The sequence below is a fragment of the Magnetospirillum sp. XM-1 genome, from assembly GCF_001511835.1.
Taxonomy (GTDB): domain Bacteria; phylum Pseudomonadota; class Alphaproteobacteria; order Rhodospirillales; family Magnetospirillaceae; genus Phaeospirillum.
The window spans coordinates 3,024,883-3,051,277 of sequence record NZ_LN997848.1; the positions used below are offsets into that span (position 1 = coordinate 3,024,883).

Annotated in this window: 17 protein-coding genes and 2 tRNA genes; 13 read left to right on the forward strand and 6 right to left on the reverse strand. The window is 66.2% G+C overall.

Features of this window, described 5'->3' with window-relative positions; translation table 11 throughout:
• Nucleotides 1-75: 75 nt before the first annotated feature.
• Complete coding sequence (locus XM1_RS13975; protein WP_156428743.1) at nucleotides 76-1,971, reverse strand: ABC transporter ATP-binding protein/permease; 1,896 nt, start codon at nucleotides 1,969-1,971, stop codon at nucleotides 76-78.
• A gap of 172 nt (nucleotides 1,972-2,143) precedes the next feature.
• Between XM1_RS13975 and XM1_RS13980 the strand changes: the two genes are divergently transcribed.
• From XM1_RS13980 to XM1_RS14010, 7 genes are all read left to right on the forward strand, one after another.
• Complete coding sequence (locus tag XM1_RS13980) at nucleotides 2,144-3,397, forward strand: D-alanyl-D-alanine carboxypeptidase family protein (protein ID WP_082700532.1); 1,254 nt, start codon at nucleotides 2,144-2,146, stop codon at nucleotides 3,395-3,397.
• A 203-nt stretch (nucleotides 3,398-3,600) separates the two neighbouring features.
• Nucleotides 3,601-4,545 carry a hypothetical protein gene (locus XM1_RS13985; protein ID WP_068437841.1) on the forward strand — a complete coding sequence of 315 codons (945 nt, stop codon included), beginning with the start codon at nucleotides 3,601-3,603 and terminating at the stop codon, nucleotides 4,543-4,545.
• A 58-nt stretch (nucleotides 4,546-4,603) separates the two neighbouring features.
• The gene (locus XM1_RS13990) at nucleotides 4,604-6,667 is read left to right on the forward strand and encodes an adenylate/guanylate cyclase domain-containing protein (protein WP_068434419.1); all 2,064 of its coding nucleotides are present in this window, start codon (nucleotides 4,604-4,606) and stop codon (nucleotides 6,665-6,667) included.
• A gap of 52 nt (nucleotides 6,668-6,719) precedes the next feature.
• Nucleotides 6,720-10,376 carry a CHAT domain-containing protein gene (locus tag XM1_RS13995; RefSeq protein ID WP_068434420.1) on the forward strand — a complete coding sequence of 1,219 codons (3,657 nt, stop codon included), beginning with the start codon at nucleotides 6,720-6,722 and terminating at the stop codon, nucleotides 10,374-10,376.
• 62 nt (nucleotides 10,377-10,438) lie between these two features.
• Entirely contained in the window at nucleotides 10,439-12,655 is a 2,217-nt protein-coding gene (locus XM1_RS14000; protein ID WP_068434423.1) for a cyclic nucleotide-binding domain-containing protein, read from the forward strand.
• Nucleotides 12,652-13,107 carry a hypothetical protein gene (locus XM1_RS14005; protein ID WP_231920517.1) on the forward strand — a complete coding sequence of 152 codons (456 nt, stop codon included), beginning with the start codon at nucleotides 12,652-12,654 and terminating at the stop codon, nucleotides 13,105-13,107. Before XM1_RS14000 ends, XM1_RS14005 begins: the two co-directional genes overlap by 4 nt.
• A 68-nt stretch (nucleotides 13,108-13,175) precedes the next feature.
• A complete protein-coding gene (locus XM1_RS14010; RefSeq protein ID WP_068434430.1) occupies nucleotides 13,176-13,604 on the forward strand; it encodes a bacteriohemerythrin in 429 nt (142 codons plus the stop codon).
• 164 nt (nucleotides 13,605-13,768) lie between these two features.
• On the opposite strand, the gene XM1_RS14015 is transcribed toward XM1_RS14010, so the two are convergent.
• Nucleotides 13,769-15,445, reverse strand: coding sequence for a trypsin-like peptidase domain-containing protein (locus tag XM1_RS14015; protein WP_068434433.1), 1,677 nt, complete (start codon nucleotides 15,443-15,445; stop codon nucleotides 13,769-13,771).
• Nucleotides 15,446-15,449: 4 nt separating this feature from the next.
• A complete protein-coding gene (locus XM1_RS14020) occupies nucleotides 15,450-15,746 on the reverse strand; it encodes a methyl-accepting chemotaxis protein (protein ID WP_068434436.1) in 297 nt (98 codons plus the stop codon).
• A gap of 147 nt (nucleotides 15,747-15,893) precedes the next feature.
• Here XM1_RS14020 and scpB point away from each other — a divergent pair, with 147 nt between their 5' ends.
• A complete protein-coding gene (gene scpB, locus XM1_RS14025; protein ID WP_068434439.1) occupies nucleotides 15,894-16,673 on the forward strand; it encodes a methylmalonyl-CoA decarboxylase in 780 nt (259 codons plus the stop codon).
• Here scpB and XM1_RS14030 read toward each other — a convergent pair whose 3' ends face one another.
• From XM1_RS14030 to XM1_RS14040, 3 genes are all read right to left on the reverse strand, one after another.
• Nucleotides 16,674-17,534, reverse strand: coding sequence for a hypothetical protein (locus tag XM1_RS14030; protein WP_172821929.1), 861 nt, complete (start codon nucleotides 17,532-17,534; stop codon nucleotides 16,674-16,676). It abuts the gene before it with no gap.
• A 186-nt stretch (nucleotides 17,535-17,720) separates the two neighbouring features.
• A tRNA-Asn gene (locus XM1_RS14035) sits at nucleotides 17,721-17,795 on the reverse strand.
• Between the two features lie 75 nt (nucleotides 17,796-17,870).
• Nucleotides 17,871-17,944 (reverse strand) — tRNA-Cys (locus XM1_RS14040).
• A gap of 204 nt (nucleotides 17,945-18,148) precedes the next feature.
• Here XM1_RS14040 and XM1_RS14045 point away from each other — a divergent pair.
• The 5 genes from XM1_RS14045 (at nucleotide 18,149) to XM1_RS14065 (ending at nucleotide 26,055) form a co-directional block, all read left to right on the forward strand.
• Nucleotides 18,149-18,805: a protein-L-isoaspartate O-methyltransferase gene (locus tag XM1_RS14045; RefSeq protein ID WP_068434445.1), complete on the forward strand. Its 657-nt coding sequence runs from the start codon at nucleotides 18,149-18,151 to the stop codon at nucleotides 18,803-18,805.
• Between the two features lie 192 nt (nucleotides 18,806-18,997).
• Complete coding sequence (locus tag XM1_RS14050) at nucleotides 18,998-20,371, forward strand: TolC family outer membrane protein (protein ID WP_068434448.1); 1,374 nt, start codon at nucleotides 18,998-19,000, stop codon at nucleotides 20,369-20,371.
• Nucleotides 20,372-20,515: 144 nt separating this feature from the next.
• Nucleotides 20,516-21,256, forward strand: a complete 741-nt coding sequence (locus XM1_RS14055; protein WP_068434450.1) for a DUF2497 domain-containing protein — start codon at nucleotides 20,516-20,518, stop codon at nucleotides 21,254-21,256.
• 93 nt (nucleotides 21,257-21,349) lie between these two features.
• Complete coding sequence (locus XM1_RS14060; RefSeq protein WP_172821968.1) at nucleotides 21,350-24,013, forward strand: valine--tRNA ligase; 2,664 nt, start codon at nucleotides 21,350-21,352, stop codon at nucleotides 24,011-24,013.
• A gap of 113 nt (nucleotides 24,014-24,126) precedes the next feature.
• Nucleotides 24,127-26,055, forward strand: a complete 1,929-nt coding sequence (locus XM1_RS14065; protein WP_068434456.1) for a diguanylate cyclase domain-containing protein — start codon at nucleotides 24,127-24,129, stop codon at nucleotides 26,053-26,055.
• Nucleotides 26,056-26,395: the final 340 nt, after the last annotated feature.

A 26,395-nucleotide genomic window follows, 5' to 3' on the forward strand; every position in this document is an offset into this window, starting at 1 on the left:
CAGGCCCATCCGGGGCAAGGCCCCGGACCCCCTTTGATTTCATGAATGGGGTGTGGGCGGGAGCCCTCGCTTGCCTCAGCGCCGCTTGTCGCCGCGCTTGGTCAAGCCGTCGGACAGCGCCCGGCGCTCGCCGCGGCGCAGCAGGTTGCCGAACAGCCGTCCGCCCCAGTTCATGCCGCGCTTGGGCTGGTCCCAGTCCTTGCGGCTTTCGCGCACCAGGATGGTGCCGTCGGGCGAGGGGGTCAGGGTCAGCTTGCGCTGGTGGTACTGCTCCAGCTCGGCGTGGAAGCCGACGGTGAGGATGGTGGCGGCGGGGAACTCGTCGATCAGCAGCTGCATCAGCTTGCGCTCGCCATCGGGGTCCAGCGCGTCGGTGGCTTCCTGCAGGAACACCCATTTGGGCCGATGCAGCAGGAGGCGGGCAAAGCCCAGGCGCTGCTGTTCGCCGGCGGTGAGGCTCTGCTCCCAGATGGCGGTGTCGTCGATGCGGGGCATCAGGTGGCCGAGCCCGACCCGGTCCAGCGCGCCCTCCAGCTGATCCTCGGGGAAGCATTCCATGGCGGAAGGGTAGGTCAGCACGCCGCGCAGCGTGCCGATGGGCATGTAGGGCCGTTGCGGCATGAAGAAGATGTGGGCGTCGCAGGGCAGGTCGACGGTGCCGCGTCCCCACGGCCACAGGCCGGCCACCACCTTGAACAGCTTGACCGCCGCGCCGGGGTCGCCGCCGATCAGCACGTGCTCGCCGCCGATGATCTCGGCGCTGAAGCCTTCGATCACCACGCCGCCATCGGCGTTGGCGATGGTCAGGTCGTGGAAGCACAGCGTGGGAATGGCGGCCTTCTGGACGATGACCGTGTGGGCGTCGGGCCGCGAGGAATCGTCCCTCAGCGCCTGCAGGGCGTCGTGGAGCGACAGCACGCGTTCCACCGAGGCGCGCCACTCGGCCACCTTCTGCAGGTTGTCCACCGGCCAGGACAGGGCCTGGGACAGCTGCTGGAAGGCCTGGGCGGTCTGCATCAGATGGCCCAGCGAGATGATGCCGGCGATGTAGCGGGGCGCCGCGATCAGGATGGGGAAGGCGGTGGAGAACACCGAATAGGCCGAGGTGAACAGGAACAGCCGGGTCAGGCCGGCGGTCTGGCGGTTCCAGGCGCCCTCGATGCCGCGGAACAGCTCGGAGAAGCGGCGGCGCTCGCCGACCTCGCCATGGAGCAGGGCGATGGCCTCGGAATTCTCGCGCGCACGCACCAGGCCGAAGCGGAAATTGGCCTCGGCCGTCTGGCGGCGGTCGGTGGCGCCGATCAGCGGACGTCCCACCCACAGGGCCAGCGACGATGCCGCCGAGGCGTAGATCAGCGCCACCCAGACCATGTGGCCGGGGACGGGAATGTCGAACTCGCCGATGGTAAGGACTAGGTCCCCCGACAGGGACCACAGGATCTGCACGAAGCTGGCCAGCAGCAGGACGCAGTAGAACAGCGAGTGGATGAGGTCGATGGCCGTTTCGGTGGTCAGCCGGATGTCCTCGGCGATGCGCCCGTCCGGGTTGTCGTGGTCGCCCGGCATATGCATCAGCTGGTAATGGTGGCCCATGGCCATCCAATTGTCCTGCAGCCGCCGGGTCAGCCAGCGGCGCCAGCCCAGCTGGATGGCGCGCTTGACCTTGAGGTGGGTGGCGGTGACCGTCATGGAGGCCAGCAGAATCAGGCCGATCTCGACGATCTGGCCGAAGAACTTCTCCATGGATTTCTGTTCGAGCGCGTCGAACAGCTCGGCGCTCCACAGGTTGATCATGATGGGAATGACCACCTGGGCCACGGTCAGGCCCAGCAGCAGGGCGACCAGGCCGCGCACCTTCCACTTCTCGCCCGATTGCCAATAGGGACCGGCCAGGCGGATGAACTGCCTGATGAAACCGGGCGACTGCCGATCGAAATCCTGGCCGTCGCCTATTGCGGCCCTGTTGTTCACGTCGCTTCCCATCCCGCTTGCGCGGCGGAGCCTTTTGCTCCCCCGGTATCACTTAACCCGGAAATGCCGGCCGAGTGAAGCCCGCACCGCATTCATACTGACATTTCAACGTTTCGCAGCGGTTAATTCCCGCACTCTTGCAAGTTGGGCGGCGGGGCGCGATGTTTGGGGCATGGCGAAGGGACAGGGCCGATACGTGCGATACCTGGCGGGAGCGATCCTGGGCCTTGTGCTGCCCACCGCGGCGGCGTGGGCCGAGCCCTCGGCCTTTCTGGCGGTCGATCTGGGCAGCGGCGCGGTGATCGCCGAAAGCCGGGGCGGCGCCGCCCATCATCCGGCCTCGCTGACCAAGATGATGACCGCCTATGTGGCCTTCGCCGCCATCAAGGCCGGCAAGGTCTCGGTCGACGACGTGATCACCGTGTCCGACCGGGCGGCGTCCCAGGGCGGGGCGACGCTCGATCTGCGCAAGGGCGAACGCATCACCCTGGGCGCGGCGTTGAAGGCGATGATCGTGCGTTCGGCCAACGACGCGGCGGTGGCGGTGGCCGAGCACGTGGCAGGCAGCGAATCCGCCTTCGCCGCCCGCATGACCGAGGAGGCGGCAAGGCTGGGCATGACCTCGTCGTCCTTTCGTAACGCCACCGGCATGACCGCCGCCGGACATCTCAGTTCGCCGCGCGACATGGCGATGCTGGCCATGGCCATCGAGCGGGACTTTCCCGCCTTCCGGCCGCTGTTCTCCAGCCGCGACACCACCTGGAAAGGCCGCGTGCTGCCCACCGTCAACGGCTTCCTCGGCGCCTATGCCGGGGCCGAGGGCATGAAGACCGGCTTCACCTGCTCGGCCGGCTACAATCTGGTGGCCATCGCCCACCGGGGCGGCCGGCGCGCCCTGGCGGTGGTGATGGGGGCGGGGTCCTCGGCGGAGCGCCTGGGCGCCATCCGCCGCCTGATGGACCAGGCGCTTGGCGCGCAACCCGCCGCCGGCCGTCCCCTGTCCGGATTGGCCAATGGCGGGGGAGCGCCGCCGGACCGGTCGCTGGAATCCTGCGGCATCGCCCGGGGTGGAAAAAGCGGCGGGCCGGAAAGCGCCCTGGGCCAGCGCCGCGTCGCCCCGGCCGGCTGGGGGCTGGAGGTGGCTTTCGGCCGCGACCTGGGCAAGGTCCGCCGCGACCTGGACAAGGCGCATCGCGAATTGCGCGGGCGGCTGGGCGGCGGTTCCGCCATGGTGGTGATCCGGCCCCGGGACGGAATGCTGCGCTATCGCGGGCTGATCGTCGGGCTGGCCGAGCGCCGGGCCGTCGATACCTGCCTGGCCGAGCGGGCGCGGGTGGGCGAGGAGCGCTGTCTGGTGATGACGCCGACCATGCTGGCGGGCGCCGTGGAGGACGAGCGGCGGTTCAAAATGATCTCGGCTCATTGAGGCAAACATCGTATACTCTAGGTATAAGCAATTCGGGAAGTCATCGACCCCTGGGGAAAAAGGGCGGTCGGTTCCGGGAGGGGGGTGGTCGGTTTGAGCCGGAGCGAATGTTCGTAACGAAGTTTGACGGAGTAGTGTGCCCGCCCGATTATGGAGGGACCGCTTCTATGCTAGACTCCGAAGAATCGGCTAAGGAGGCCAAGATGAAGAGCAAACTGTTCGCTGCCTTGATTTTCGCGGTTGGGCTGCTGGTTTCGCAGGTCCCTGGCGGGGCTTTGGCCGCCGATCCGCCGGTTTCGCTGCTGATGCAGGTCAGCGGCACTGTCGAGCATAGCCGGGACGGCACCGCCTGGAAGCCCGTCAACCGCAACAAGTACCTGTTCGCCGGCGACATGATCCGCACCGGCGCCGACGGCTCCGGCAAGCTGGTCGATCAGGCTACCAACATGGCCCAGACCATCGCGTCGGGCAGCCAGATCGAAGTGGCCGGCAACGCGCTGAAGGTGGTGAGCGGCAAGCTGTCCGCCCCCGAAGCCGCGTCCGGCGACCTGGTGGCCGGCCTGGGCAACCGCTTCGCCGAGGCCCAGCGCTATACCACCGTGCGCCGCGGCGTCGCCAAGGACACCGCCATCAAGCTGCGCGTGGTGCAGCAGGTCACCCTGTCGGCCACCTATCCCGAGCTGGCCTGGCAGAGCTTCGGCAAGCAGCACTCCTTTGTGCTGACCATCGACGGCACCGCCCATCAGGTGCCGGGCGCCGACGGCGATCTGGTCCGCTTCAAGGTGCCGGAACTCTCGCCCGGCAAGCACAGCTTCACCGTGGCGGTGTTGGAGAACGGCCAGAAGGTGGCCGAGGCCGACAAGGAAGGCGCCATCATGTGGCTGTCGGCGGCCGAGGATAAGGCGCTGGCCGACAACATCGCCAAGATCCGCGCCATCAACCCCAAGGACGACTTCTCGGTGGCCAACCTGCTGGACGAGAAGGGCGCCACCGTGGCGGCCATGGACCTGTATCGCAAGTATTTCGACGAGAACAAGGACGACAACGAGATGCGTCCGTTGCTGATCCGCGCCTACAACGAGCTGAAGCTGGTCGAGCTGAAGCAGAAGGAAGCGCTGGTCTACAACGACAAGCTCAACGCCAACTGACCTTTACAGGGCGCCCTCTTCCGCGAGGAGGGCGCCCTTCTTGATTCCGGGGAGCGCCATGAGCGGAATGACCAAGCGATACGACATTCTCTTCACCCTCATCCTGTTCCTGGTCGCCATCCCCGCGCAGCATTTCGAATGGTTCGCCCTGTTGGAGGACCAGACACTGTCCTTCCGGCACCAGTTGCGGCTGGCCTATGGCGATGCCAAGAAGCTGGCCGTCTCGCCCGAAGTGGTGGTGGTCAACACCGACGAGGCGTTCTTCAAGGCCTATAAGAGCTTTCCGCTCAGGCGCACCGACATCGGCGCCATGGTGACCAATCTGAAGACACTGGGCGCCAAGGTCATCGCCGTCGACATGCTGATGGACTTCCCCTCCTCGTACAACGAGGACCCGGCCCTGGCCAAGGCGCTGGGCGATTCCGGCAACACCCTGCTGGTGGCCCAGGGCGAGTTCCGGGACGGCAAGTTCGTCAAGATCAACTATCCGACCACGCTGCTGGACCAGGCCTCGGCCAGCGCCTACACGAACATCCAGTCCAATTCCAAGATCGTCACCACCCTGTCGCGTCTCAAGGTCTTCCCCGAGACGGTGGGCGAGAAGGGCGGCTGGCCCTTCGCGGTCAAGGCGGCCGCCATGTTCCTGGGCGTCGAGCCCAAGCTGGACGGCAACACGCTGGTCCTGGGCGATCTGAAGGTGCCGCTGGACCACGAGAACAAGCTTTACATCGACTTCCCGCCGCTGCCGACCGGCACGCGGTTCCTCAGCCAGTCGGCGGGCCTTTCGGCGCTGGAGTTCCTGGATATCTCCGGGCTGGACGAGCGCGAGCTGGCCGAGCTGGAATTCTGGGTCAAGGACAAGATCGTCGTTCTCGGCGACACCTCGGAAGTGTCGCACGACTGGTTCGACACCCCCGTGGGCATGGTCTACGGGGTGGAGATCATCGCCGATTCCATCAGCTCCATCCTCAAGGGCGCGCCGCTGCGCGCCGCCAGCCCGGTAATGGACGCCGTGCCGCCCCTGGCGTTGATGCTGGCCATGATCCTGCTGTCGCTCTATCTCACCCGTCCGCTGCTGCGCGGCATGTTCGTGGTGGCCCTGGGCCTGGGCTTCATCCTGGCGGGCAGCGCGCTCTACGTGAACCTGGGCGTGGTGGTCTCCATGTCCTACGCCGTCCTGGCGCTGGTCCTGTCCTATCTGCTGGTGGAGTTCCGCCAGTACATGATCGAGCGCAATCAGAAGCAGCAGATCGCCAAGACCTTCGGCCAGTACATTCCGCCGGAACTGGTGGCCGAGATGAACAAGACCGGCCAGCAGGTGACGGTGGGCGGCGAATCCCGCGAGATGACGGTGCTGTTCTCGGACGTGCGCGGCTTCACCACCATTTCCGAAGGCCTGGCGCCGCAGGAACTGACCGTGCTGATGAACGCCTTCCTCAGCCCCATGACCCATGTGATCCACGATCACCGCGGCACCATCGACAAGTACATGGGCGACGCCATCATGGCCTTCTGGGGTGCGCCGCTCCACGATACCGACCACGCGCGGCACGCCGTCCAGGCGGCGCTGGGCATGGTCAAGAAGATGGACGAGCTGAAGGACGACTTCATCGCGCGGGGCTGGAAGCCCATCAAGGTGGGCATCGGGCTCAACACCGGCGTCATGAACGTCGGCAACATGGGGTCCGACTTCCGCATGGCCTATACGGTGCTGGGCGACGCCGTCAACCTGGGGTCGCGCGTCGAAAGCCTGACCAAGCAGTACGGCGTCAACATGATGGTCACCGAATACACCCAGGCGGCGGTTCCCGGCCTGATCAGCCGCGAGATCGATCTGGTGCGGGTGAAGGGCAAGGACACCCCGGTCCGTCTGTACGAGCCCCTGGGCTTCGAGGGCGAGGTGGACGCCGAGGCCGTTGCGGCCCTGTCCAAGCACCTGGCCGCGCTGGTCATGTTCCGCGAGCAGAAGTGGGACGCCGCCCGCATGGCCTTCCAGGAATTGCACAATGCCGATCCCGAGCGGGTGATCTACAAGATCTATCTCGCCCGCATCGAGCATTTCATCGAGGAGCCGCCGGGTTCCGATTGGGATGGCGTCTATACGCACAAGGAAAAGAGCTAGATTCCGCCGTTGAACATTGGGGAATGACCGGCGGCACATGGGAGAGGGTTCGATGATGGCTTCGCGTGCCTTGACGTTGCTGAGTGGCGCCGCCCTGGCGGTGCTGATCGCCGCCTCTCCGGCTTTGGCCCAATCCGCCGACGACCTGATCGGACAGGCCAGACAGGCCATGGCCGCCGGCAAGGCCGAGGACGTGCGCCGGCTGGATGACGAGATCACCAAGGCCCGCTCGACGCTGCCCGCCTGGGTGGCCGAGAAGCAGCAGGCCGCCTCGGGCGTGCCCCAGCCGAAGCAGCGCGCCGCCATGCTGTGGAACCGCGCCCATCAGGCCGCCATCGCCTCGGCCGGGGGCGGCGACCTGCCCAAGGCCATAGAGGAGGCGGCCCAGGCGCTGTCCATCGCCAAGGACAATCTGGGCGAGGGCCATCTGGCCACCATCATCAGCGCCACCGACCTGGCCGCCCTGCAGCAACTGGCCGGCAAAATCGAGGACTCCGAGGCCAGTTACCAGCTGGCGGTGAAGCTGTCGCAGGCGTCCCTGGGTGATGCCCATCCCGAGACGGTCAAGGTGCAACAGGCCCTGGCCGGGCTCTATTCCTCCCAGGCCAAGTTCGCCGAGGCGGCCAAGGTCTATGAGGCCGCGGCCAAGGCGTCGGCCACCGGATTGGGCGCCGCCCATCCCCAGACCATCAGCCTGCAGCTGGCCCTGGCCCGCGCCCAGGTCAACGCGTCGAAGACCAAGGACGCCGACAAGCTGCTGGATTCCACCTGTTCGGCCAGCCGCAAGGTCTATGGCGAGGCCCACGGCGAATTCTCGCGCTGTCTGGCGCAACAGGGCGCCTTCAAGCGCGTCCAGGGCGACTACAACGCCGCCGCCACCCTGCTGGATCAGGCGGTCGCCATCCAGAAGCTGGCCCTGGCGCCCGCCGATCCCTTAAGCCTGACCACCCGCATCGAGGCGGGCGGGCTCTATCATCGCCAGGGACGCCTGCCGGAATCGCAGGCGCTCCTCGAATCCGCCGTGCGCGACGCCCAGGCGGCGGGCGACCAGCAGAACCTGCTGTCGGCCAAGGGCGATCTGGCCGACGTGCTGGACGATCGCGGCGAGTACGACGCCGCCGAGAAGATGGCCAAGGAGGTGCTGGACGCCCAGACCCAGGCGCTGGGCGCCGCCCATCCCAACACCGTGGCGGCGCTCTCCTCGCTGGCCTCCATCTACCGCAAGCAGGGCCGCCTGCTGGAGGCGGAAAAGACCTTCATGGAGGCGTGGGAACGCTACCGCAAGGTGCTGGGGACCGAGCACCGCTCGACGGTGATCGCCGCCAACAACGTGGGCGAGATCCTCGAGAAGGAGGGCATCTACGAGCGGGCCGAACCCTTCCTGCGCGGCGCGCTGGACGGCGGCCGCAAGGCCTTCGGCGAGACCCACCCGGCCACGCTGACCACCATGAACAACCTGGCGCTGCTCTATGAAAGCCAGGGCGTGTTCGACAAGGCCGAACCGCTGTACCAGAGCGTCATCACCGTGTTCGGCAAGACCATCGGGCCGAAGCATCCCGACACCATCGCCGCCACCAACAACCTCGCCTATCTCTACATGCTGAAGGGCGAGTACGACCGCGCGGCGCCCATGTTCAAGACGGTGCACGAGGCGTGGGTCAAGGCCTATGGGCCGAAGCACCAGAATACCCTGAAGGCGCTGAACAATCTGGCCCGGGCGCTTCACCGCCAGGGCAAGCTGGGCGAGGCGGAGAAGGCCTTCGACACCGCCCTGGCCGGGCGCCGCTCGGTGCTGGGCGAGAAGCATCTGGACACTCTGCGCTCCATGCACGATCTGGCGGCGCTGTACCGCACCCAGAAGAAGTTGAAGGAGGCGGCGGCTCTCCTGACCAAGACCCTGGCCGGCGACGAGGCGTCGCTGGGGCCGAGCCATCCCTATACCTTCGAGACGCTGAACACCCTGGCGGCGGTGCAAGAGGACATGGGCGACCTGAAGTCGGCCTTCGCCACCCGCCAGACCACCTTCAAGCGCCGCACCGAATTCTTGAACCGGGTGCTCTACGTCACCGGCGACAACGCCCGCGAAGGCTATGTGCGCCTGCACGCCCCCGAACTGGCCGCCTACGTGGCGCTGCTCGCCAAGCTGGACGAGCCCACCGCCGGCAAGGCGCTGATGGAGATCAGCCTCAACCGCAAGGGGCTGCTGCTCAAGGTGGCGTCGGAAATCCAGCAGGTGACGCGGCTGTCGCGCGATCCCGAGCTGAGCAAGCTGACCGAGGAACTGGCCGAGGTCAGAAAGCGCCTGGCGGCGCTGACGCTGTCGGGTCCCACCGAGGAGACCAAGGACAACCACGTCGAGGTCATCAACGGCCTGGAAGAGAAGATCAACGACCTGCAAGGGGCGCTGGGCCGCTCCTCCACCCGCTTCCAGCACTCGGTGGCGGCCATCGCGCTCGACGACCTGGTCAAGGCGCTGCCGGCCGAATCGGTGGTGGTCGACTTCTTCATCTACGGCGAGGACGGAAGCCAGAAGCTGGTGGCCGCCACGCTGCGCAAGGAGGGCGACAATCCGGTCTATGGTCTGGTGAAGTACGATTCGCTCAAGACCATCGACGACGCCATCGTCAAGTACCGCACTGACATCCAGAACGAAGAGATCGAGATGGACGACCTGCTGGATGTGGGCCAGCAGGTGCATAAGCTGGTCTGGCAGCCCTTGGAGCGGGCGCTGGGCGGACGCAAGAAGGTCTACGTCATTCCCGACGGCATGCTGAACATCGCTCCCATCAGCGCCTTGGTGGAGCCCAACCGCAAGTACCTGATCGAGCGCATCGACCTGCATGTCCTGAATTCCAGCCGCGACCTGCTGCCGTCATCCATCCCGGCGGCCAAGGGCGGCTATCTGATCAATGCCGGTCCCGACTACAACACCGAGGAAGTGACCGGCAAGGCGACCCTGGAAAAGGCCCGCTCGCGCTCGGCCGGCAACGACGTCCAGTCGGCGGTGCGCGGCATGAGCGGCATGCGCGGCCTGAAATTCGACCCGCTGCCCGGCGCCGAGAAGGAAGGCCAGCTGATCGTCAAGACGGTGGAAAGCCAGGGCAAGCCCACCAACATCTACTCCAAGGCCGCCGCCCAGGAGAAGGTGCTGCGCGAGATGAACGAGCCGCCCGAGGTGCTGCACATCGCCACCCACGGCTTCTTCCTCAAGGCCGACGACACGCTGAGAAAGCGCCTGTTGAAGCTGCAGCGCTCCAGCGACTTCCAGTTCCCGCCGCCCGGCGACAATCCGCTGCTGCGCGCCGGTCTGGCCTTTGCCGGAATCAACTCCAACGCCCAGGTGCTGGGCGACATCGATACCGACAACGACGGCGTGCTGACCGCGCTGGAGGTGCTGGGCCTCGATCTGACCGGCACCAGGCTGGCCATCCTTTCGGCCTGCGAAACCGGCCTGGGCGAGGTCCACGAGGGCGAGGGCGTCTATGGCCTGAGGCGCTCGTTCCAGGAGGCCGGGGCCCAATCCGTGGTCTCCTCCCTGTGGGAGGTCAGCGACGCCGGAACCCAGACTTTGATGGCGGCCCTTTACAAAAGGCTTCTGGCGGGCAAGACTCCCCACGATGCCCTGCGGGAGGCTCAGCTGGAAATGTTGCGCAACAGCCAGTGGAGCATGCCGTATATCTGGTCGGCATTCTTCATGGTTGGTGGTTGATGGCGAAAGTCGGGCGCCATTCTCAGCCGAAACCGGAACGCGGTCCTGTGGGGGGAAGCCGCATGCGGGTTGTTGCTGTATCGTCTGGAATCAGCTGGGTCGAGGTCCCGGAAGCGGACCTGCGCGTCCTGTGCGGCTGTCCCGCCGACAGCGTCAAGCACCTGATCAAACGCGGCCTGATCGTTCCCACCGAGCGGGCGGGGGTGACGTTCGAGACCGGCCCCAACGCCATTCTGCTGTCCGACGTGCCGCTGCAGAACGGCGCCTTCTCCAATCTGTCGGAATTTCCCATCCTGCAGATGCTCTACCGCCAGGGGATGATCATTCCCGGCCATCCCAACTGCTCGGGGCGCAAGCCGCTGCTGATGGGCCTCGCCCAGCAGGTCGAGGCGCAGATGGAATACGTCATGCGCGGCAATTACGGCCTGCTGTCGGAAGAGGAGATGCTGGCCGCCGGCGTTCCCGCCGACATGGCGGCCGAGTGGATGCGCATGAAGCTGCGCTTCGCCTTCGGCGCCATCCGCCCGCCGGGCGACCTGCTCGACACCTGCTTCATCGGCGACGGCTCGGCCATCCTGCCCGGCGGCGTGACGGTGCGCCGCCTCGAGGTCAACGTCTTCGAATTTGCATACGCAGGCGAGACGGCCCTGGTGGACCTCAACCTGCCGGCCGGCCACACCTACGAGACGCCCTATCACCTGGGCTATCACGATCTGGAGCGCGAGTACTTCTCGGTGGTCCATTCGGGCGAGGGCGACGGCTGGGACCCGGAACGGGCCGCCATGTCCTCGATCCTGATGTTCCAGGGCAAGATCTATCTGATCGACGCCGGCCCCAACATCCATTCGGCGCTGCAGGCGCTGGGCATCGGCGTGCAGGAGGTGGAGGGCATCTTCCACACCCATTGCCACGACGACCATTTCTGCGGCCTGACCACCTTGTTCCGCGCCGACCACCGGATCAAGTACTACGCCCTGCCGGCGGTGCGCTCGTCGGTGGCCAAGAAGCTGGCGGCGCTCACCAATATCGGCGAGGATTCCTTCGGCGAGTATTTCGAGATTTGCGACCTGCAGCTCGGCGTGTGGAACGACATCGACGGGCTGGAGGTGCGGCCCATCTTCTCGCCCCATCCGGTGGAGACCACTGTCTTTCATTTCCGCACGCCGTGGGAGGACGGGTTCCGCTCCTACGCCCACATGGCCGACATCGTGTCGCTGGACGTGCTGGGGCAGATGGTGGACGACGACGAGACCCGCCACGGCATCAGCAGCGAGTTGATGGTCCAGGTGCGCGACGACTATCTGGTCCCTGCCAACGTCAAGAAGCTGGATATCGGCGGCGGTCTGATCCACGGCTGCGCCGAGGATTTCCGCGAGGACAAATCCGAGAAGATCATCCTCTCCCACACCGCCCTTCAGCTTACCAAGGCGCAGAAGAGCATCGGCTCGGGCGCGCCGTTCGGCACCGTGGACGCCCTGATCCCGTCCTACCAGGAATACCGGCTGCGCGCCGCCCACGGCTATCTGGCCGAGTACTTCCTGGGCGTGCCCGAGCACCAGATCCGCATCCTGCTCAACCACCCGGTGGTGACCTTCAACCCGGAAACCATCCTGCTGCGCGAAGGCAGCTACTGCGACGACGTCCATCTGATCCTGACGGGACTGGTGGAGACCATCGAGCCGGATTCCGACCAGACCGCCATGCTTTCGGCCGGCGCCATGATCGGCGAGTCCTATGCCCTGTCGGGCGAGCCGTCGTTCGAGACCTACCGGGCGCTCAGCTTCGTGCGCGCGCTCAAGATTCCGTCGGGGCTGTACCGCAGCTTCGTCGAGCGCAACGAGATGAGCGAGCGCATCTCGCGGCTGGCGGATCTCAGGAATTTCTTCAATCACACCTGGCTGTTCGGCGAAAGCCTGTCCAACCTGACCGAGGTGCGCATCGCCGAGGCCTGTCAGCCCTATTACCTCGCCACCGGCGAGGAGATCGACATGACCGGCCAGGACTTCGTCTTCATGGTCAGGGACGGCCGCCTCGACCGCTATTTCGACGGCACCGTGGTGGAATATTGCGGCATCGGCGAGCCCTTGAACGAGTCCGAGGTCCTGTTCTCCCAGGCCGGGCAGGGGCGTCTGATGGCGGCCATGCGCAGCGAATTGCTGCTGGTTCCGGGCTCCATGGTGCGCGACATCCCGGTGGCGCGGTGGAAGCTGCTGGAACTCTACCAACGCCGCCAGCGCATCTTCTCGTCCCTGCGGCAGGACGCGGGAGTCCCGTCGTGAGACATGCGCTCGTGGTGTCGGCCGCCCTGTTAGCGGCCGGATGCGCCTCCATGGTCAACGGCCCGTCGTCGGAGGTCAACATCGCCACCCAGCCCGCCGGGGCCCGCTGTCATCTGGGCGGCGGCGACGGCTTTTCCGCCGAATTGGTCACCCCGGCGACGGTGCAATTGCCGCACAAGGCGGCCCCCATCACCGTCACCTGCGAGGCTCCGGGCTACCGGCGCACCGTCAACACCTTGAATTCCGGAGCCAACGGCTGGCTGTGGGGCAATACCGCCTTCATCGTCTTCACCGGCGGCGCCGCCGTCCTGGGACTGGTGGTCGACGAGGCGGTGGGCGCCACCACCAGCTACCGCAAGGACTTCAACATGGACCTGGACGTCGAGGCGGCGCGGCGGCTGCGCGCCACACAACGCAACGGCGGGCCATCTCTCGATCTCAGGACGCCATAATCCGTTCCTTGCCAGCCAATACCGTTGGGAGCATCCTTTCGGTGGGTAGGGAAGGCAAGGAGGTACGCATGGCAACCTGGCAGGAGCACATGCGGGTCGGAATCGACGTGGTCGATGACGACCATCAGGAACTGTTCGCTCTGGTCCGTCAGTTCGAGGAGGCCAGCAAGACCGCGTCAGGGCAGGTCGACCCGGCCGAGATCGGCCACATCCTCGAACGTCTCCAGGCCTATGTTCACGACCATTTCGAGCGGGAAGAGACGGCCCAGCAGGAGGCCGGCTACGAGGGCTACGCCGAGAACAAGCGCCAGCACGACGAATTGCGCGCCACGCTGGAGAAGTTCCTGGTCAAGCACCGGGCGGGGGATTGGGGCGACCTCAAGGTGGCCACCGAGAACATGCGCAGCTTCCTGGCCATCTGGCTGCAGGAGCACATCATGAAGACCGACCGCAAGATGCGCGGCCGCATCCTGCCCTGGGTGCGCAAACGGGCGTAGGGCGCCGCCTTTTCCTCTCTTTATCGTCATGGCCGGGCTCGTCCCGGCCATCCATGCTGTTGCGCTGGAATCCTGTGTGGAATCACCAGGTTGGCGGTGGGGCGTGGATGCCCGGAACAGGTCCAGGCATGACGAAGGGTGGCGAGGGGCTCCTTGGTCGAACCCTATTCGACCCGGCACTCGATGAAGACGGTGACGCGCTTGATACGCTCGCCCACGTCGGCCACCGACAATTGGGCCGAGGACGCCGCCGTCTGGTAGTTGACGCCGTTGCTGTCGAGATAGCTGCGCGCCAGATCGGCCTTGATGGCGAAATTGATGTTCTGGGGCAGGTCGCCGGTTTTGTCGGCGATCTTCATGGCGTTCAGCTTGGAGGTGACGACGCCGACGATGTTGCCGCCCATGTCGATCAGCGGCCCGCCGGAATTGCCCTTCTGCACCGGGGCAGTGATCTGGTAGTGGCGCGGGTCGCCGCGCATGCCGTTGAGCGCGCTGACCACGCCGGCTGTGACGTTGGGTTCGCGCGACAGCAGCGAGGACAGGGGATAGCCGACCACCACCACCTCGTCGCCCGAGCGCAGCGGCCGGTCCTGGCGGAAGCGGGCGATTTCCGGCAGCCGTAGCGAGGTTTTCAGCAGGGCCAGGTCGTTGGCGCCGTCCTTGGCCTTCAGCGAGGCAATCTCGGCGGGGCCTTCCTGCGGCTTGACGGTGATGGTGCGGCACTGCTCCACCACATGGGCGTTGGTCATGATCACGCCGTCGGTGGACACCACGAAGCCCGAGCCGGTGGTCATCTTGCCGCCGGTGGGGCGCGGCGGGGCGGTGGCCGGTTGCTGGGCCGAGGGCGCCGCCGGGGTGGCGGCGGCAGGGGGCGGGGCGGCGCTGGCCACCTGGGGGCCGACGGCGTTGCCGGGCTTCCACTGGGCGACCCGGCCGCGGGCGGCCTCCAATTCCGCCGGGGCCAGGCGGCCGGCGGCGGCATCACGTTCCTTTTCGTAATTGGCCTTCAGGTTGGCCGGCGCCCGCTGGGCGCCGAGCGCCATCCAGAAATAGGCGTCGGCCGGCGATTTCTGGACGCCATGGCCGTTGGCGTACATGACGCCGAGATTGTGCTGGGACTGGGGGTGGCCCTGGTCGGCGGCCTTGCGGAACCACTGGGCGGCCTTGGCCATGTCCTTCTCGACGCCGCCCTGGCCGAGCAGATAGCCCAGTCCCAGGACGAACTGGGCGATGGGGCGACCGGCATCGGCGGCGATGCGGGCATGCTCCAGGGCCTTGACCTTGTCGGTGGGCATGGCGCGGCCATCCCAGCTGAGGGTGGCGAGGCGCTCGTGCGACGCGGCCCAGCCCTTCTCGGCGGCGCGCTTGAAGTATTCGACGCCCTTGCCTTCGTCCTTGTTGATCCCTAAGCCGTTGAAATGGATCTCGCCCATGGCGTGGAGGGATTCCGGCTGGCCCTTGTCGGCGGCGCGGCCGAACCACACCAGGGCCTGGGAAATGTCCTTAGGGACAGCACGGCCGTTGAAATAGGCGTTGCCCAGCAAGTGCTGCGCCAGGGAATCGCCGGACGCGGCGGCGGCGTTGAGCAGGCGCAGCGCCTCGACGTCGTCCTTGGTCCCGCCCAGTCCCTCGAACAGCATGTGGCCGAGCCGGGCCTGGGCGGCGGCGTTGCCCTGGGCGGCCAGCGGCTTGAATTCCCGCAAGGCGGTGGGCCAGTCCCGCTTCTGATAGGCGGCCAGCCCCTCGTCGTAGCCGGCCATGGCCGGACCGGACCCCAGGCCCAGCAACAGGGCGAGGCCGAAAGAGGCGAGGGGGCGGCTGATCCTGGGGGGCGGGAACATCGGGCTATTCGGCGGCGTCGGCCCGCAGGCGGCTGGCAAGCTTGCCCAGTTCGTCCACGGCGGCGCCCATTTCGGCTTCCAGCGACTGGGTGATGCCGTCGATGCTTTCCGACACGTTCTTCACCTCGCCGGCCACCACGGCGAAGCCCTTGCCGGCCTCGCCGGCGCGGGCCGCCTCGATCAGGGCGTTGAGCGCCAGGATGCGGGTCGTGCCGGTCACCTTCTTGATCTCTTCCACCTTGCGGGAGACCACGTCGGCGAGGGTGGCGGTCAATTCGATGATGCGTTCCTGATCAGACATGATGTCGCTTCCCGCAAGAGTGTTTGACGCAGTGTACGGGCGGACCGGCCGGGGGGCAATCGCCCGCTTGCGAAATCGTTCATGACTTGGGAGGTCGCCGCTTTCGTGCCATTGTGCCGACGGCTGGGGTGTGAAAGAAGGGCAATCATGACGGGTACGCTGATCGAGCTGGACGGCCATCTGGCCGTCATCACCATGACCAACCAGGCCAAGCGCAACGTGCTGTCCGAAGCCATGATCGACGGCATCATCGACGGGCTGGCCCAGGCGTCGCGGGCCAAGGCGCGGACGGTGATCCTGCGGGCCGAGCCGGGCTGCAAGGTGTGGTCGGCGGGCCATGACGTGTCGGAACTGCCCAGCACTCACCGCGATCCCCTGGGCTGGAGCGATCCGCTCCGCGTGGTGATCCGCGCCATCGAGGAGTTCCCGGCTCCGGTCATCGCCCTGATCGAGGGCGGCGTGTGGGGCGGAGCCTGTGAGATGGCCCTGGCCTGCGACATGGTGGTGGCGACGCCCGATTCCACCTTCGCGCTGACCCCGGCCAAGCTGGGCATCCCCTACAACGTGTCGGGCCTGCTGACCTTCATGAACGTCACCGGCATCCACGTGGTGCGCGAGATGGCGTTCACCGCCCGGCCGGTGGGCGCGGCCCGCGCCCAGGCGCTGGGCATCGTCAACCATCTGGTCGAGCCCGATGCCATCACCGGATTTTGCACCGACATGGCGGGCGACATCGCCAAGCTGGCGCCCTTGGCCATCGCGGTGATGAAGGAGGAGATGCGGGTGCTGGCCTCGGCCCATTCCATCTCGCCGCGCAGCTTCGAGCGGGTACAGGGCCTGCGCCGCCAGGTCTACGACAGCCACGACTACCAGGAAGGGGTCAGGGCCTTTCGCGAAAAGCGCCCGCCCTGCTTCACGGGGGAGTGACTATCCCGCGCTTCGGGCGAAGGCGTTGTTGATCAGCTCCGCCACCCGGCCGGCCTGACGCTCCTTGAAGGCGCCCCACCAGGCGATGACCTGGCGCTGAAGGTCGGCATAGCGTCCGGGATCGGCCTCCACGCTTTGCCACCACCCGGGCAATTCGTCCCACGACGACAGGATCACGGCGGGAATGCCGCCGGCGGTCCGCTCGTCCTTAAGGAAGGGGGCGTCCAGGCAGACCGGGATGGCCCCCGTCTCCAGGGCGTCGTAGAGGCGGATGGTCTCGACCGAGTTGCCGCCGGGCACCAGGGCGAAGCGGGTGTCTTCCATCACCGCCCGATAGCTGTGGGCGCTGAACTCGCCGCCGAAGACCAAGGTGGTCTCCAGCCGGGCCGGCAGGTCGTTGGCCCGGATCACCTCCATCATGCGGTGGCGTTCGGCCAGTTCGGGCGGGGTGCGGCCGATGAAGGTCATGGGGGTGGTGCGCAGTTCGTAGGGCAGTAGACCCGGGGCGGGGCAGGGGCCGACGCCGGTGCGATAGCCGTTGGGCACCCAGATGGCGCCTTTGCAGCGGCTGCCCGCCGGAATCTCCAGCACGTCGGGGCGCCAGTAATTGCGGAGCACGTAATCGACCTTGGGGTAGTACGAGCAATCGGCCGACAGCGTCTCGTCGGCCATGTGCAGGACGCCCACGTTGCGGAACGGCGCTGCGGCGAAGGCGTTGACCACCGGGCTCAGCCTGTTCTCGAAATCGATGACCAGAACGTCGTCCATGGCCTGCATCTGCCGGTCCTGCTCGCCCAGCACCATGCGGACGGGAACATCGACCTTGCTCAGCAGGACGTCGCGGATGAATCCGGTCTCCATGATGAAGTCATACAGCTGCCGCGGAGCGAGGACGCTTAAGACCCGGTTGCCTGTGCGTGTCATGGAGAATCCCGTTTTCCAGTTCTTCCGGATTTGTATGCCCCCAAGCGCAAGGGGCATCAAGGAAAAGCTGGAAAGCAAAAGGCCTGGAAAACAGCGGCTTGCCGCGTTTTCCAGGCCCTTCATTGGCTCCGGAGGAGGGATTCGAACCCCCGACCAGCCGGTTAACAGCCGGCTGCTCTACCGCTGAGCTACTCCGGATCAACGGCCTGCCAAAGCGGTAGCGGCAAGCCGAGGAATTCTGTTTCTCACGTTCGTACCCGGACCTGGGGACGGTGGAGGCCGAGGCCGGAATTGAACCGACGTACGCGGATTTGCAGTCCGCTGCATAGCCACTCTGCCACCCGGCCAACCGGCCCAGCCGGCGGGTGCCGACGTGAGGACGCTGCTTATACGCGCTGTTCGATACCGGGTCAAGCGGCTGTTTCAGCCTTTTCGCAGCATTGTTTTCGCGGGCGGTCGGGCCTATAAATTCCACCCGTGGCTCTGCCCGTGCAAAACAGGGGGGCGGGCCCGTCAAAGACTTCGACGATCAAAATGGGAGCCCGAGGGCCATGGATTACGCCGGCGCCAGATTCAATATGGTCGAGAACCAGATCCGCACCAACAAGGTGCATGATCTGCTGGTGGCGGGGGCCATTTCCTCCACACCGCGCGAGGCGTTTCTGCCCAAATCCATGCGCGGCTTCGCCTATGTTGACGAGGACGTGTCCATCGGCGGCGGACGCTATCTGATCGAGCCGCTGGTGCTGGCCCGTCTGCTCCAGGCCGCCGCCGTGCAGCCCACCGACGTGGTGCTGGCCATCGGCGACGCCACCGGCTGGGCCTCGGCCGTGCTCGCCAAGCTGTCCAGCACCGTCGTGGCGCTGGAAGGCGACGCTGATCTCACCGCCCGCGCCACCCAGGCCCTGTCCGATCAGGGCATCGACAACGTGGCCTATGTGAACGGCGATCCGGCCGCCGGCTATTCCGCCCAGGCGCCTTACGACGTCATCGTCTATGTGGGCGCGGTGGCGGATATTCCCGCCGCGTTGTGCCGCCAGCTGAGCGACGGCGGCCGTCTGGTGGCCGTGGTCGATTCCGGGACCAGGGGCGCCGGCAAGGTAGTGCAGGTGGTGCGCGTCGGCGACACCTTCGGCCGCCGCGCGCTGTTCGACGGCTCCACCCCCTATCTGCCCGGCATGGCGCCGAAGCCCGGCTTCGTATTCTGAGACTCCGCCCTATCTCGTTCCGGCCTATCTCGTTCTGGCCTATCTCGTTCCGGGTGACGGTGGATCCGCTCACCCGGACAAGGGTAGGGGGCTGGATTTGTCCTTGATCTTCCCCGTCCAAGGTCTAATGTTCTCGGGCGATATTAGGTCGTTCCGGGGATGGGGACCCGCATTGCTGAATACAGGTGTTGAATGAGGAAGGTAAGCTGTGGGCTGATCGGCGCAGCGTGCATCGTCGTGGCCGCTTCCACTCCCGTTGCCGCCGAGACGCTGGAGGAGGTGCTGGCCTCCACCTATTCGTCCAATCCGACGCTGCTGGCGCGCCGCGCCAAGCTGCGCTCCACCGACGAGGGCGTGCCCCAGGCGCTGTCCAACTGGCGGCCCACGGTATCGCTGACCGGTTCCGTCGGCCGGGGCAGTTATGACAACAACACCCTTGCCAAGTATTCCATGACCCGCACGCCGCGGACCGAGGCGCTGACCCTCAGCCAGCCGCTGTTCCGCGGCGGCCGCACCCTGGCCGCCACCGCCCAGGCCGAGAACACCGTGCTGAGCGAGCGGGCCCTGCTGGCCTCCACCGAGCAGACCATCCTGCTGGCCGCCGCCACCGCCTATCTCAACGTGGTCCGCGACGAGGCGGTGCTGAAGCTGTCCATCAACAACGAGCAGGTGCTGCGCAAGCAGTACGAGGCGACCCAGGAGCGCTTCAAGGTCGGCGAGCTGACCCGCACCGACGTCAGCCAGTCCGAGGCGCGTCTGGCCAAGGCCACCGCCGACCGCGTCGCCGCCGAAGGCAACCTGCAGAGCTCGCGGGCCAATTACGTGAATAATGTCGGTCGCCCGCCCGAGGCGCTGGCCGCTCCCGCTACGCCGCCGGCTCTGCCCGCCAGCCTGGACGAGGTCACCAATCAGGCGCTGGCCGCCAATCCCAACGTGGTCTCCGCCGATTTCACCCATGCCGCCGCCAAGGACAACACCGACCTGATCTGGGGCGAGCTGATGCCCACCGTGTCGCTGTCCGCCGACATCACCCGCGGGCTGCAGAACTCGACCATGGATTCCTCGTACACCAACCGGCAGGTCCTGCTGAACCTCAGCGTGCCGCTGTACGAATCGGGCAGCGTCTATTCCCGGGTGCGCGCCTCCAAGCACACTGCCGGCCAGCGCCGCATCGAGGCCGATCAGGCGCGGCGCGACGCCATCGAGACCGGCACCAAGGCGTGGGAAAGCCTGCAGGCTGCCCGCGCCCAGGCCAATTCCTATCAGGCGCAGATCAAGGCCTCGGAGCTGGCCCTGGCCGGCGTGCGCGAGGAATCCAAGGTGGGCTCGCGCACCATCCTGGACGTGCTGAACGCCGAGCAGGAGCTGTTCGACGCCCGCGTCAACCTGGTCAAGGCCAGCCGCGACGTGCTGGCGGCCTCCTATCAGGTCAAGTCGGCCCTGGGGCAAATGACCGCCCAGGGGCTCAATCTTCCCGTCGAGGTCTATGATCCGACCAAGCACTATGACGATGTCCGTGGCCAATGGTTCGGCAATGGCATCGACAAGGACAAAGGATACGAGTAGAAATAGTGGGGCTCGGATCGGCGTCGAGTGGCTGATCCGGGTTTCTCTTGGGGACTCGTGGAATTTTAACCATTTGTTACCAGCCGTAAGTCACTATTACGGCAGGTCCCTTTCTTGGGCGCAGGCAGACAGAATAGCCGTGACATGAGCGACGACAAGGCCCAGCAAGAACCATCAATGGAGGATATCCTCGCCTCTATCCGACGCATCCTGTCGGAAGATGAAGCCGAGGATAAGCCCAAGGCCCCCGAACCGGTCGCTCCCGAGCCGGAGCCGGAGCCCATGCCTCCGCCGGAACCCGAGCCCGAGCCTGAGCCCGAGCCCGAACCGACCCCCACCTTCGCCCAGGACGATATCGACTCCTTGTTCGATACGCCGGCGCCGGCCCCCGAGCCGGAGCCCGAGCCCGAACCCGAGCCGCTGCCCATCCCCGAGCCCGAGCCGGAGATCGAGGACGACGTCCTTGAACTGACCGACGACATGGTGATGGAGGAAGCGCCCGAGGAGCCGGAGCCCGCTTTCGACATCAACGATTTCAAGGCCGATCTCGGCGATTTCGAGCCGGCCCCCGTGATGGCCGCCGCCAGCCGGGTCATGGACGATTATGAGCCGCCGCCGCGCCGCGCTCCGCCGCCCGACGATGAAGGGCTGATGAGCCCGCCCAGCATTGACCATGGCGCCTCGCTGCTGACCAATCTGGCGCGCGAGATCGTGCGGCAGAAGTCTTTCGGCCTGGGCAACAGCGCCGTCACCCTGGAAGATCTGGTGCGCGAGCTGTTGAAGCCGATCCTGTCGGAATGGCTGGACCAGAACCTGCCCTACATGATCGAGCGCATCGTCAAGAAAGAGATCGAGAGGATGGTAAACCGCACCGGAGAGTACTAATCTCCGCCGGTTCGAAGCCATGGGGCGGCCCGGCGCGATCGGGCCGCCCTTCTTGTTTGTCCCCCCTTTAGGTGAAGTGACAGTCCGATGGCCATGCTGGATAAGACGTATAGCCCCGCCCAGGTGGAGCCGAAGCATTACGAGCGCTGGGAGGCCCAGGGCGCCTTTGCCGCCCATACCGAGTCCAACGCCCAGCCCTACACCATCATGATGCCGCCGCCCAACGTGACGGGCAGCCTGCACATGGGCCACGCGCTGACCTTCACGCTCCAGGACGTACTGATCCGCTATCGCCGCATGACCGGCAAGGACGCCCTGTGGCAGCCCGGTACCGACCATGCCGGCATCGCCACCCAGATGGTGGTGGAGCGCCAGCTGGAAGCGCAGAAGATCACCCGCCACGATTTGGGCCGCGACGACTTCATCAAGCGGGTCTGGGAGTGGAAGGCGGAATCGGGCGGCACCATCACGCGCCAGCTGCGCCGGCTGGGCGCCTCGCCCGACTGGGCCAAGGAACGCTTCACCATGGACGAGGGCCTGTCGGCCGCCGTCCGCAAGGTCTTCGTCACCCTGCATCGCCAGGGCCTGATCTACCGCGCCAAGCGTCTGGTCAACTGGGACCCCAAGCTGCACACCGCCATTTCTGATCTGGAGGTTGAGCAGCGGGAAGTGAAGGGCCACATGTGGCACCTCAGGTATCCCGTGGATGGTATTGAAAATACTTACATTACCGTGGCCACCACCCGCCCCGAGACCATGCTGGGCGATGCGGCGGTTGCCGTTCATCCTGAAGATGAGCGCTTTACCGCCCTGGTGGGTAAGATGGTGCGGCTACCCATTTGTAATCGCTTGATTCCCATCGTCGCCGACGAGTATTCCGACCCCACCAAGGGCACCGGCGCGGTGAAGATCACCCCGGCCCACGATTTCAACGACTTCCAGGTGGGCGTGCGGAATAATCTTCCGCAAATCAACATCTTCGACCGCGATGCGCGCACCAACGACGAGGTGCCCGAGGGCTATCGCGGCCTGGACCGCTACGACGCCCGCAAGAAGGTGGTCGCCGAGTTCGAGGCCCTGGGCCTGCTGGACAAGATCGAGCCCCACACCCACATGGTCCCCTATGGCGACCGCTCGGGCGTGGTGATCGAGCCGTGGCTGACCGACCAGTGGTTCGTGGACGCCGCGACGCTGGCCAAGCCCGCCATCGAGGCGGTGGAGACCGGCAAGACCCGCTTCGTCCCGAAGCACTGGGAGAACACCTATTACGAATGGATGCGCAACATCCAGCCGTGGTGCATCTCGCGCCAGATCTGGTGGGGCCATCAGGTGCCGGCGTGGTACGGCCCCGACGGGGCGTTCTTCGTCGAGGAGACGGAAGGCGAGGCTCAGGCCGCCGCCGCCAAGCACTATGGCAAGGCGGTGGAACTGACCCGCGATTCCGACGTGCTGGACACCTGGTTCAGCTCGGCGCTGTGGCCGTTCTCGACCTTGGGCTGGCCGGAGCAGACTCCGGAACTGGCCCGCTACTATCCCGGCGACGTGCTGGTCACCGGCTTCGACATCATCTTCTTCTGGGTCGCCCGCATGATGATGATGGGTATCCACTTCATGGGCGACGTGCCCTTCAAGGACATCTACATCCACGCCCTGGTCCGCGACGAGAAGGGCCAGAAGATGTCCAAGTCCAAGGGCAACATCATCGATCCCCTGGACCTGATCGACAAATACGGCTGCGACGCGCTGCGCTTCACGCTGTCGGCGCTGGCGGCGCAGGGACGCGACGTCAAGCTGGCCGAGAGCCGGGTGGAAGGCTACCGCAACTTCGCCACCAAGCTGTGGAACGCGGCGCGCTTCTGCCAGATGAACGAGTGCCGTCCGGTGGAAGGCTTCGATCCCAAGGCGGTCAAGGAGACCGTCAACCGCTGGATCGCCGCCAAGACCGCCGAACTGGCCGCCAAGGTGGGCAGCGCCATCGAGAACTACCGCTACGACGCGGCGGCCGGCGGCTGCTACCAGTTCGTCTGGGGCACCTTCTGCGACTGGTACCTGGAATTCGCCAAGCCCATCTTCAACGGTGGAGACGAGGCGGCCAAGGCCGAGACCCGCGCCACCGCCGCCTGGGTGCTGGACCAGATCCTGCACGTACTGCACCCCCTGATGCCGTTCATCACCGAGGAGCTGTGGAGCCAGATCGCGACGCGCGACGGCGATCTGATGCTGCGCTCCTGGCCCGCCCTGGACGGCCTGGCCGCGCCCGCGGCGGAAGAGGAGATGGATTGGGTGGTGCGCATGATCTCGACGGTGCGCGGCGTGCGCTCCGAGATGAACGTGCCGCCCTCGGCCCAGGTGGACCTGCTGGTGTCCGGTCTGGCCGATGCCAAGCGCGGCTGGGCCAAGACCCACGCCGACCTGATCACCCGTTTGGCGCGCCTGACCGCCTTCGAGGCCCAGGCCTCGGCCGAGCGGGTGGCCCAGGCCTCGTCCCACGGCGCCGCCCAGATGGTGGTGGACGAAGCCACCCTGGTGATGCCGCTGTCGGGCGTCATCGACGTGGACAAGGAGCGCGCCCGCCTGGACAAGGAGATCGCCCGCCTGGAGGGCGAGGTCGCCAAGGTGGACAAGAAGCTCTCCAACGCCGACTTCATGGCGCGGGCGCCGGAAGAGGTGGTGGCCGAGCAGCGCGAGCGCCGCAACGACTGGGCGCAGGCGGTGGCCAAGCTGCGCGAAGCCCTGGAACGCCTCTCGGGGGCCTGAAGCGGCTTTTTGCCGTCCCTTGAATAGAGGCCTGTCTCGGCGCGCGCCGCTCGCCGAGACAGGCCTTCGCTTTGCCGCTATGATCAATGGCGGGTTATGCGGGAAGTCTGGGGATGTCTGATCTGGGTGAGCGGATCACGCGGGAACTGACCACACGGTATGTCGCCGTTCTGGTGGTGCTCGGCGCGCTTGCCCTGATGTCGTTCGTCGCCCTGACCCGCATGATCGTCGATGCCGAAGGCAGCGCCGAGTTGGTCAATCTGGCGGGACGCCAGCGCATGCTGGTGCAGCGGGTGGCCTTCGCCGCCAACCGTCTGGTCATCGTCGACGACGCGGAGCGCGCGGCCACGGCGCGTCTGCTGGGCGAGACCCTGGACCAGATCGAGGAACGGCATGACCGGCTGATGCGCGGCGACAAGTCTCCGCCGCCGGCTTCGGTGATGGAGGTGTTCTCCGGTCCCCCCTGGAATCTCGACCGTGATCTTCAGGGGTTCATCGCCCGTGGCCGCGCCATTCTGGCCGAGGAAGGCCGGCCATCCGCCACCAATCCCGATCTGGCCGCCATTTCGGCGGGGGCGGTGGGGTCGTTGCTGCGCTCGCTCGACGAACTGACCATCCGCTTCCAGCGGGACAGCGAATCCCAGATGGAAGAGCTGATGAAGCTGCAGGCGGTGACGGTGGCGGTGGCCGTCGGCCTGCTGGTGCTGTCGGCGTTGGGGGTCTTCCGCCCCATGGTCGAGCGGCTGCAGGCCGACATCGCCGAGCGCTCGGCCAATGCGGCGCGGCTCAAGGAAAGCGAGGAGCGGCTGTGGCGCATCCTGGAGGAAAGCCCGGTGGGCGTTTCGGTGTCGCGGCGCCGCGACGGCCGGGTGGTGTTCGCCAATTCCCGCTTCACCGACATCATCGGTATGAGCAAGGAGGAATTCCTGGGCTCGAAGGCCCGCGATCACTATGTGGACGACGCCCAGCGGCAGGTGGTGCTGGCCCTTCTGCGCCGCGACGGACACCTCGACGACGTCGAGGTGGAGTTCCGCCGCAAGAACGGCGCCCCGTTCTGGAGCCTGCTGACCATCCGTTCCCTGGGTTTCGCGGACGAGCCGGTCAATCTGGCCTGGATCTACGACATCACCGAGCGCAAGGCGGCGGAACAGCAGATCATGCTGGCCTCCAAGGTGCTGGAGACGGTGACCGAGGCGGTGGTCATCACCGATGCCGACAACCGCATCATCTTCGTCAATCCCGCCTTCACCACCATCACCGAATATTCCAAGGACGAGGTGCGGGGACAAAATCCCAGCTTCCTGCGTTCGGGCCGGCATGAACCGGAATTCTATGCCGAGCTGTGGCGGAGGCTCTCGGAAACCGGCCATTGGGAGGGCGAGATCTGGAACCGGCGCAAGTCGGGCGCCTTCTATGCCGAGTGGCTGTCCATCAATGCGCTTCGCGATGTCGGCGGGGCCATCACCCATTTCGTGGCGGTGTTCTCGGACATTACCCACCGCAAGGAGGACGAGGAGCGCATCTGGCGCCAGGCCAATTACGATGCGCTGACCGGCCTGCCCAACCGCTCGCTGTTCCTCGATCGCCTCAATCAGACCGTGCGCCAGTCCAAGCGGGAAAAGAAGCGCTTCGCCCTGTTGTTTCTCGACCTGGACGGCTTCAAGGCGGTCAACGACACGCTGGGCCATGCCGCCGGCGACGTCTTGCTGCAGCAGACCGCGTCGCGCATGTCGGAATGCGTGCGGGCCGCCGACACCCTGGCCCGGCTGGCCGGCGACGAGTTCGTGCTGATTCTGGACGGAGTCCACGGCCGCGACGATCCCGCCCTGGTGGCAGGCAAGATTCTGAGGCTCCTGGCCGAGCCCTATGCGCTGGAGGCCGGGACCGCCCATGTGCGGGGCTCCATTGGCGTGGCGCTTTATCCCGATGACGCCGAGGACGGGGCAAGCCTGATCCGTCGCGCCGATGCCGCCATGTATGCCGTCAAGCGGATGGGGAAGAACAACTTCCTGTTCTCCGCCGACCTGCCGTCCGGGGATTAGAGTTTGTCCGAGCTTAGTTGAATCGATGCCGCCTCCTCGCCCGTCACCCCGGCCTTGAGCCACTGCTGTCCGGTTTAAATTTCCATGAGAGCGCCGAATGGCGGAGCCAATGCGGGTTTCATCTGGTCATGGAACACGGATGGACACGGATGCCGCTTCGCGGTCACGGATGATCACGGATTATGGAAATCCCATATGGTCATTCTGGGGCTGGGTCGGGGAGGTAGCCGGAAACCAGAGCATTTCCGTGTTTATCCGTGAGCGGTGCGAAGCGCCGCATCCGTGACATCCGTGTCTCATGACTCCACGCCTGCCGGCTCGAATCAAACCGGACAGCCGT

Bases quoted from the DNA above. Each gene is read 5' to 3' on its own strand.
- XM1_RS13980 (WP_082700532.1), top strand. From the start codon at position 2,144: ATGGCGAAGGGACAGGGCCGATACGTGCGATACCTGGCGGGAGCGATC.
- XM1_RS13985 (WP_068437841.1), top strand. From the start codon at position 3,601: ATGAAGAGCAAACTGTTCGCTGCCTTGATTTTCGCGGTTGGGCTGCTG.
- XM1_RS13990 (WP_068434419.1), top strand. From the start codon at position 4,604: ATGAGCGGAATGACCAAGCGATACGACATTCTCTTCACCCTCATCCTG.
- XM1_RS13995 (WP_068434420.1), top strand. From the start codon at position 6,720: ATGATGGCTTCGCGTGCCTTGACGTTGCTGAGTGGCGCCGCCCTGGCG.
- XM1_RS14000 (WP_068434423.1), top strand. From the start codon at position 10,439: ATGCGGGTTGTTGCTGTATCGTCTGGAATCAGCTGGGTCGAGGTCCCG.
- XM1_RS14010 (WP_068434430.1), top strand. From the start codon at position 13,176: ATGGCAACCTGGCAGGAGCACATGCGGGTCGGAATCGACGTGGTCGAT.
- XM1_RS14015 (WP_068434433.1), bottom strand. From the start codon at position 15,445: ATGTTCCCGCCCCCCAGGATCAGCCGCCCCCTCGCCTCTTTCGGCCTC.
- XM1_RS14020 (WP_068434436.1), bottom strand. From the start codon at position 15,746: ATGTCTGATCAGGAACGCATCATCGAATTGACCGCCACCCTCGCCGAC.
- scpB (WP_068434439.1), top strand. From the start codon at position 15,894: ATGACGGGTACGCTGATCGAGCTGGACGGCCATCTGGCCGTCATCACC.
- XM1_RS14030 (WP_172821929.1), bottom strand. From the start codon at position 17,534: ATGGAGACCGGATTCATCCGCGACGTCCTGCTGAGCAAGGTCGATGTT.
- XM1_RS14045 (WP_068434445.1), top strand. From the start codon at position 18,149: ATGGATTACGCCGGCGCCAGATTCAATATGGTCGAGAACCAGATCCGC.
- XM1_RS14050 (WP_068434448.1), top strand. From the start codon at position 18,998: ATGAGGAAGGTAAGCTGTGGGCTGATCGGCGCAGCGTGCATCGTCGTG.
- XM1_RS14055 (WP_068434450.1), top strand. From the start codon at position 20,516: ATGAGCGACGACAAGGCCCAGCAAGAACCATCAATGGAGGATATCCTC.
- XM1_RS14060 (WP_172821968.1), top strand. From the start codon at position 21,350: ATGCTGGATAAGACGTATAGCCCCGCCCAGGTGGAGCCGAAGCATTAC.
- XM1_RS14065 (WP_068434456.1), top strand. From the start codon at position 24,127: ATGTCTGATCTGGGTGAGCGGATCACGCGGGAACTGACCACACGGTAT.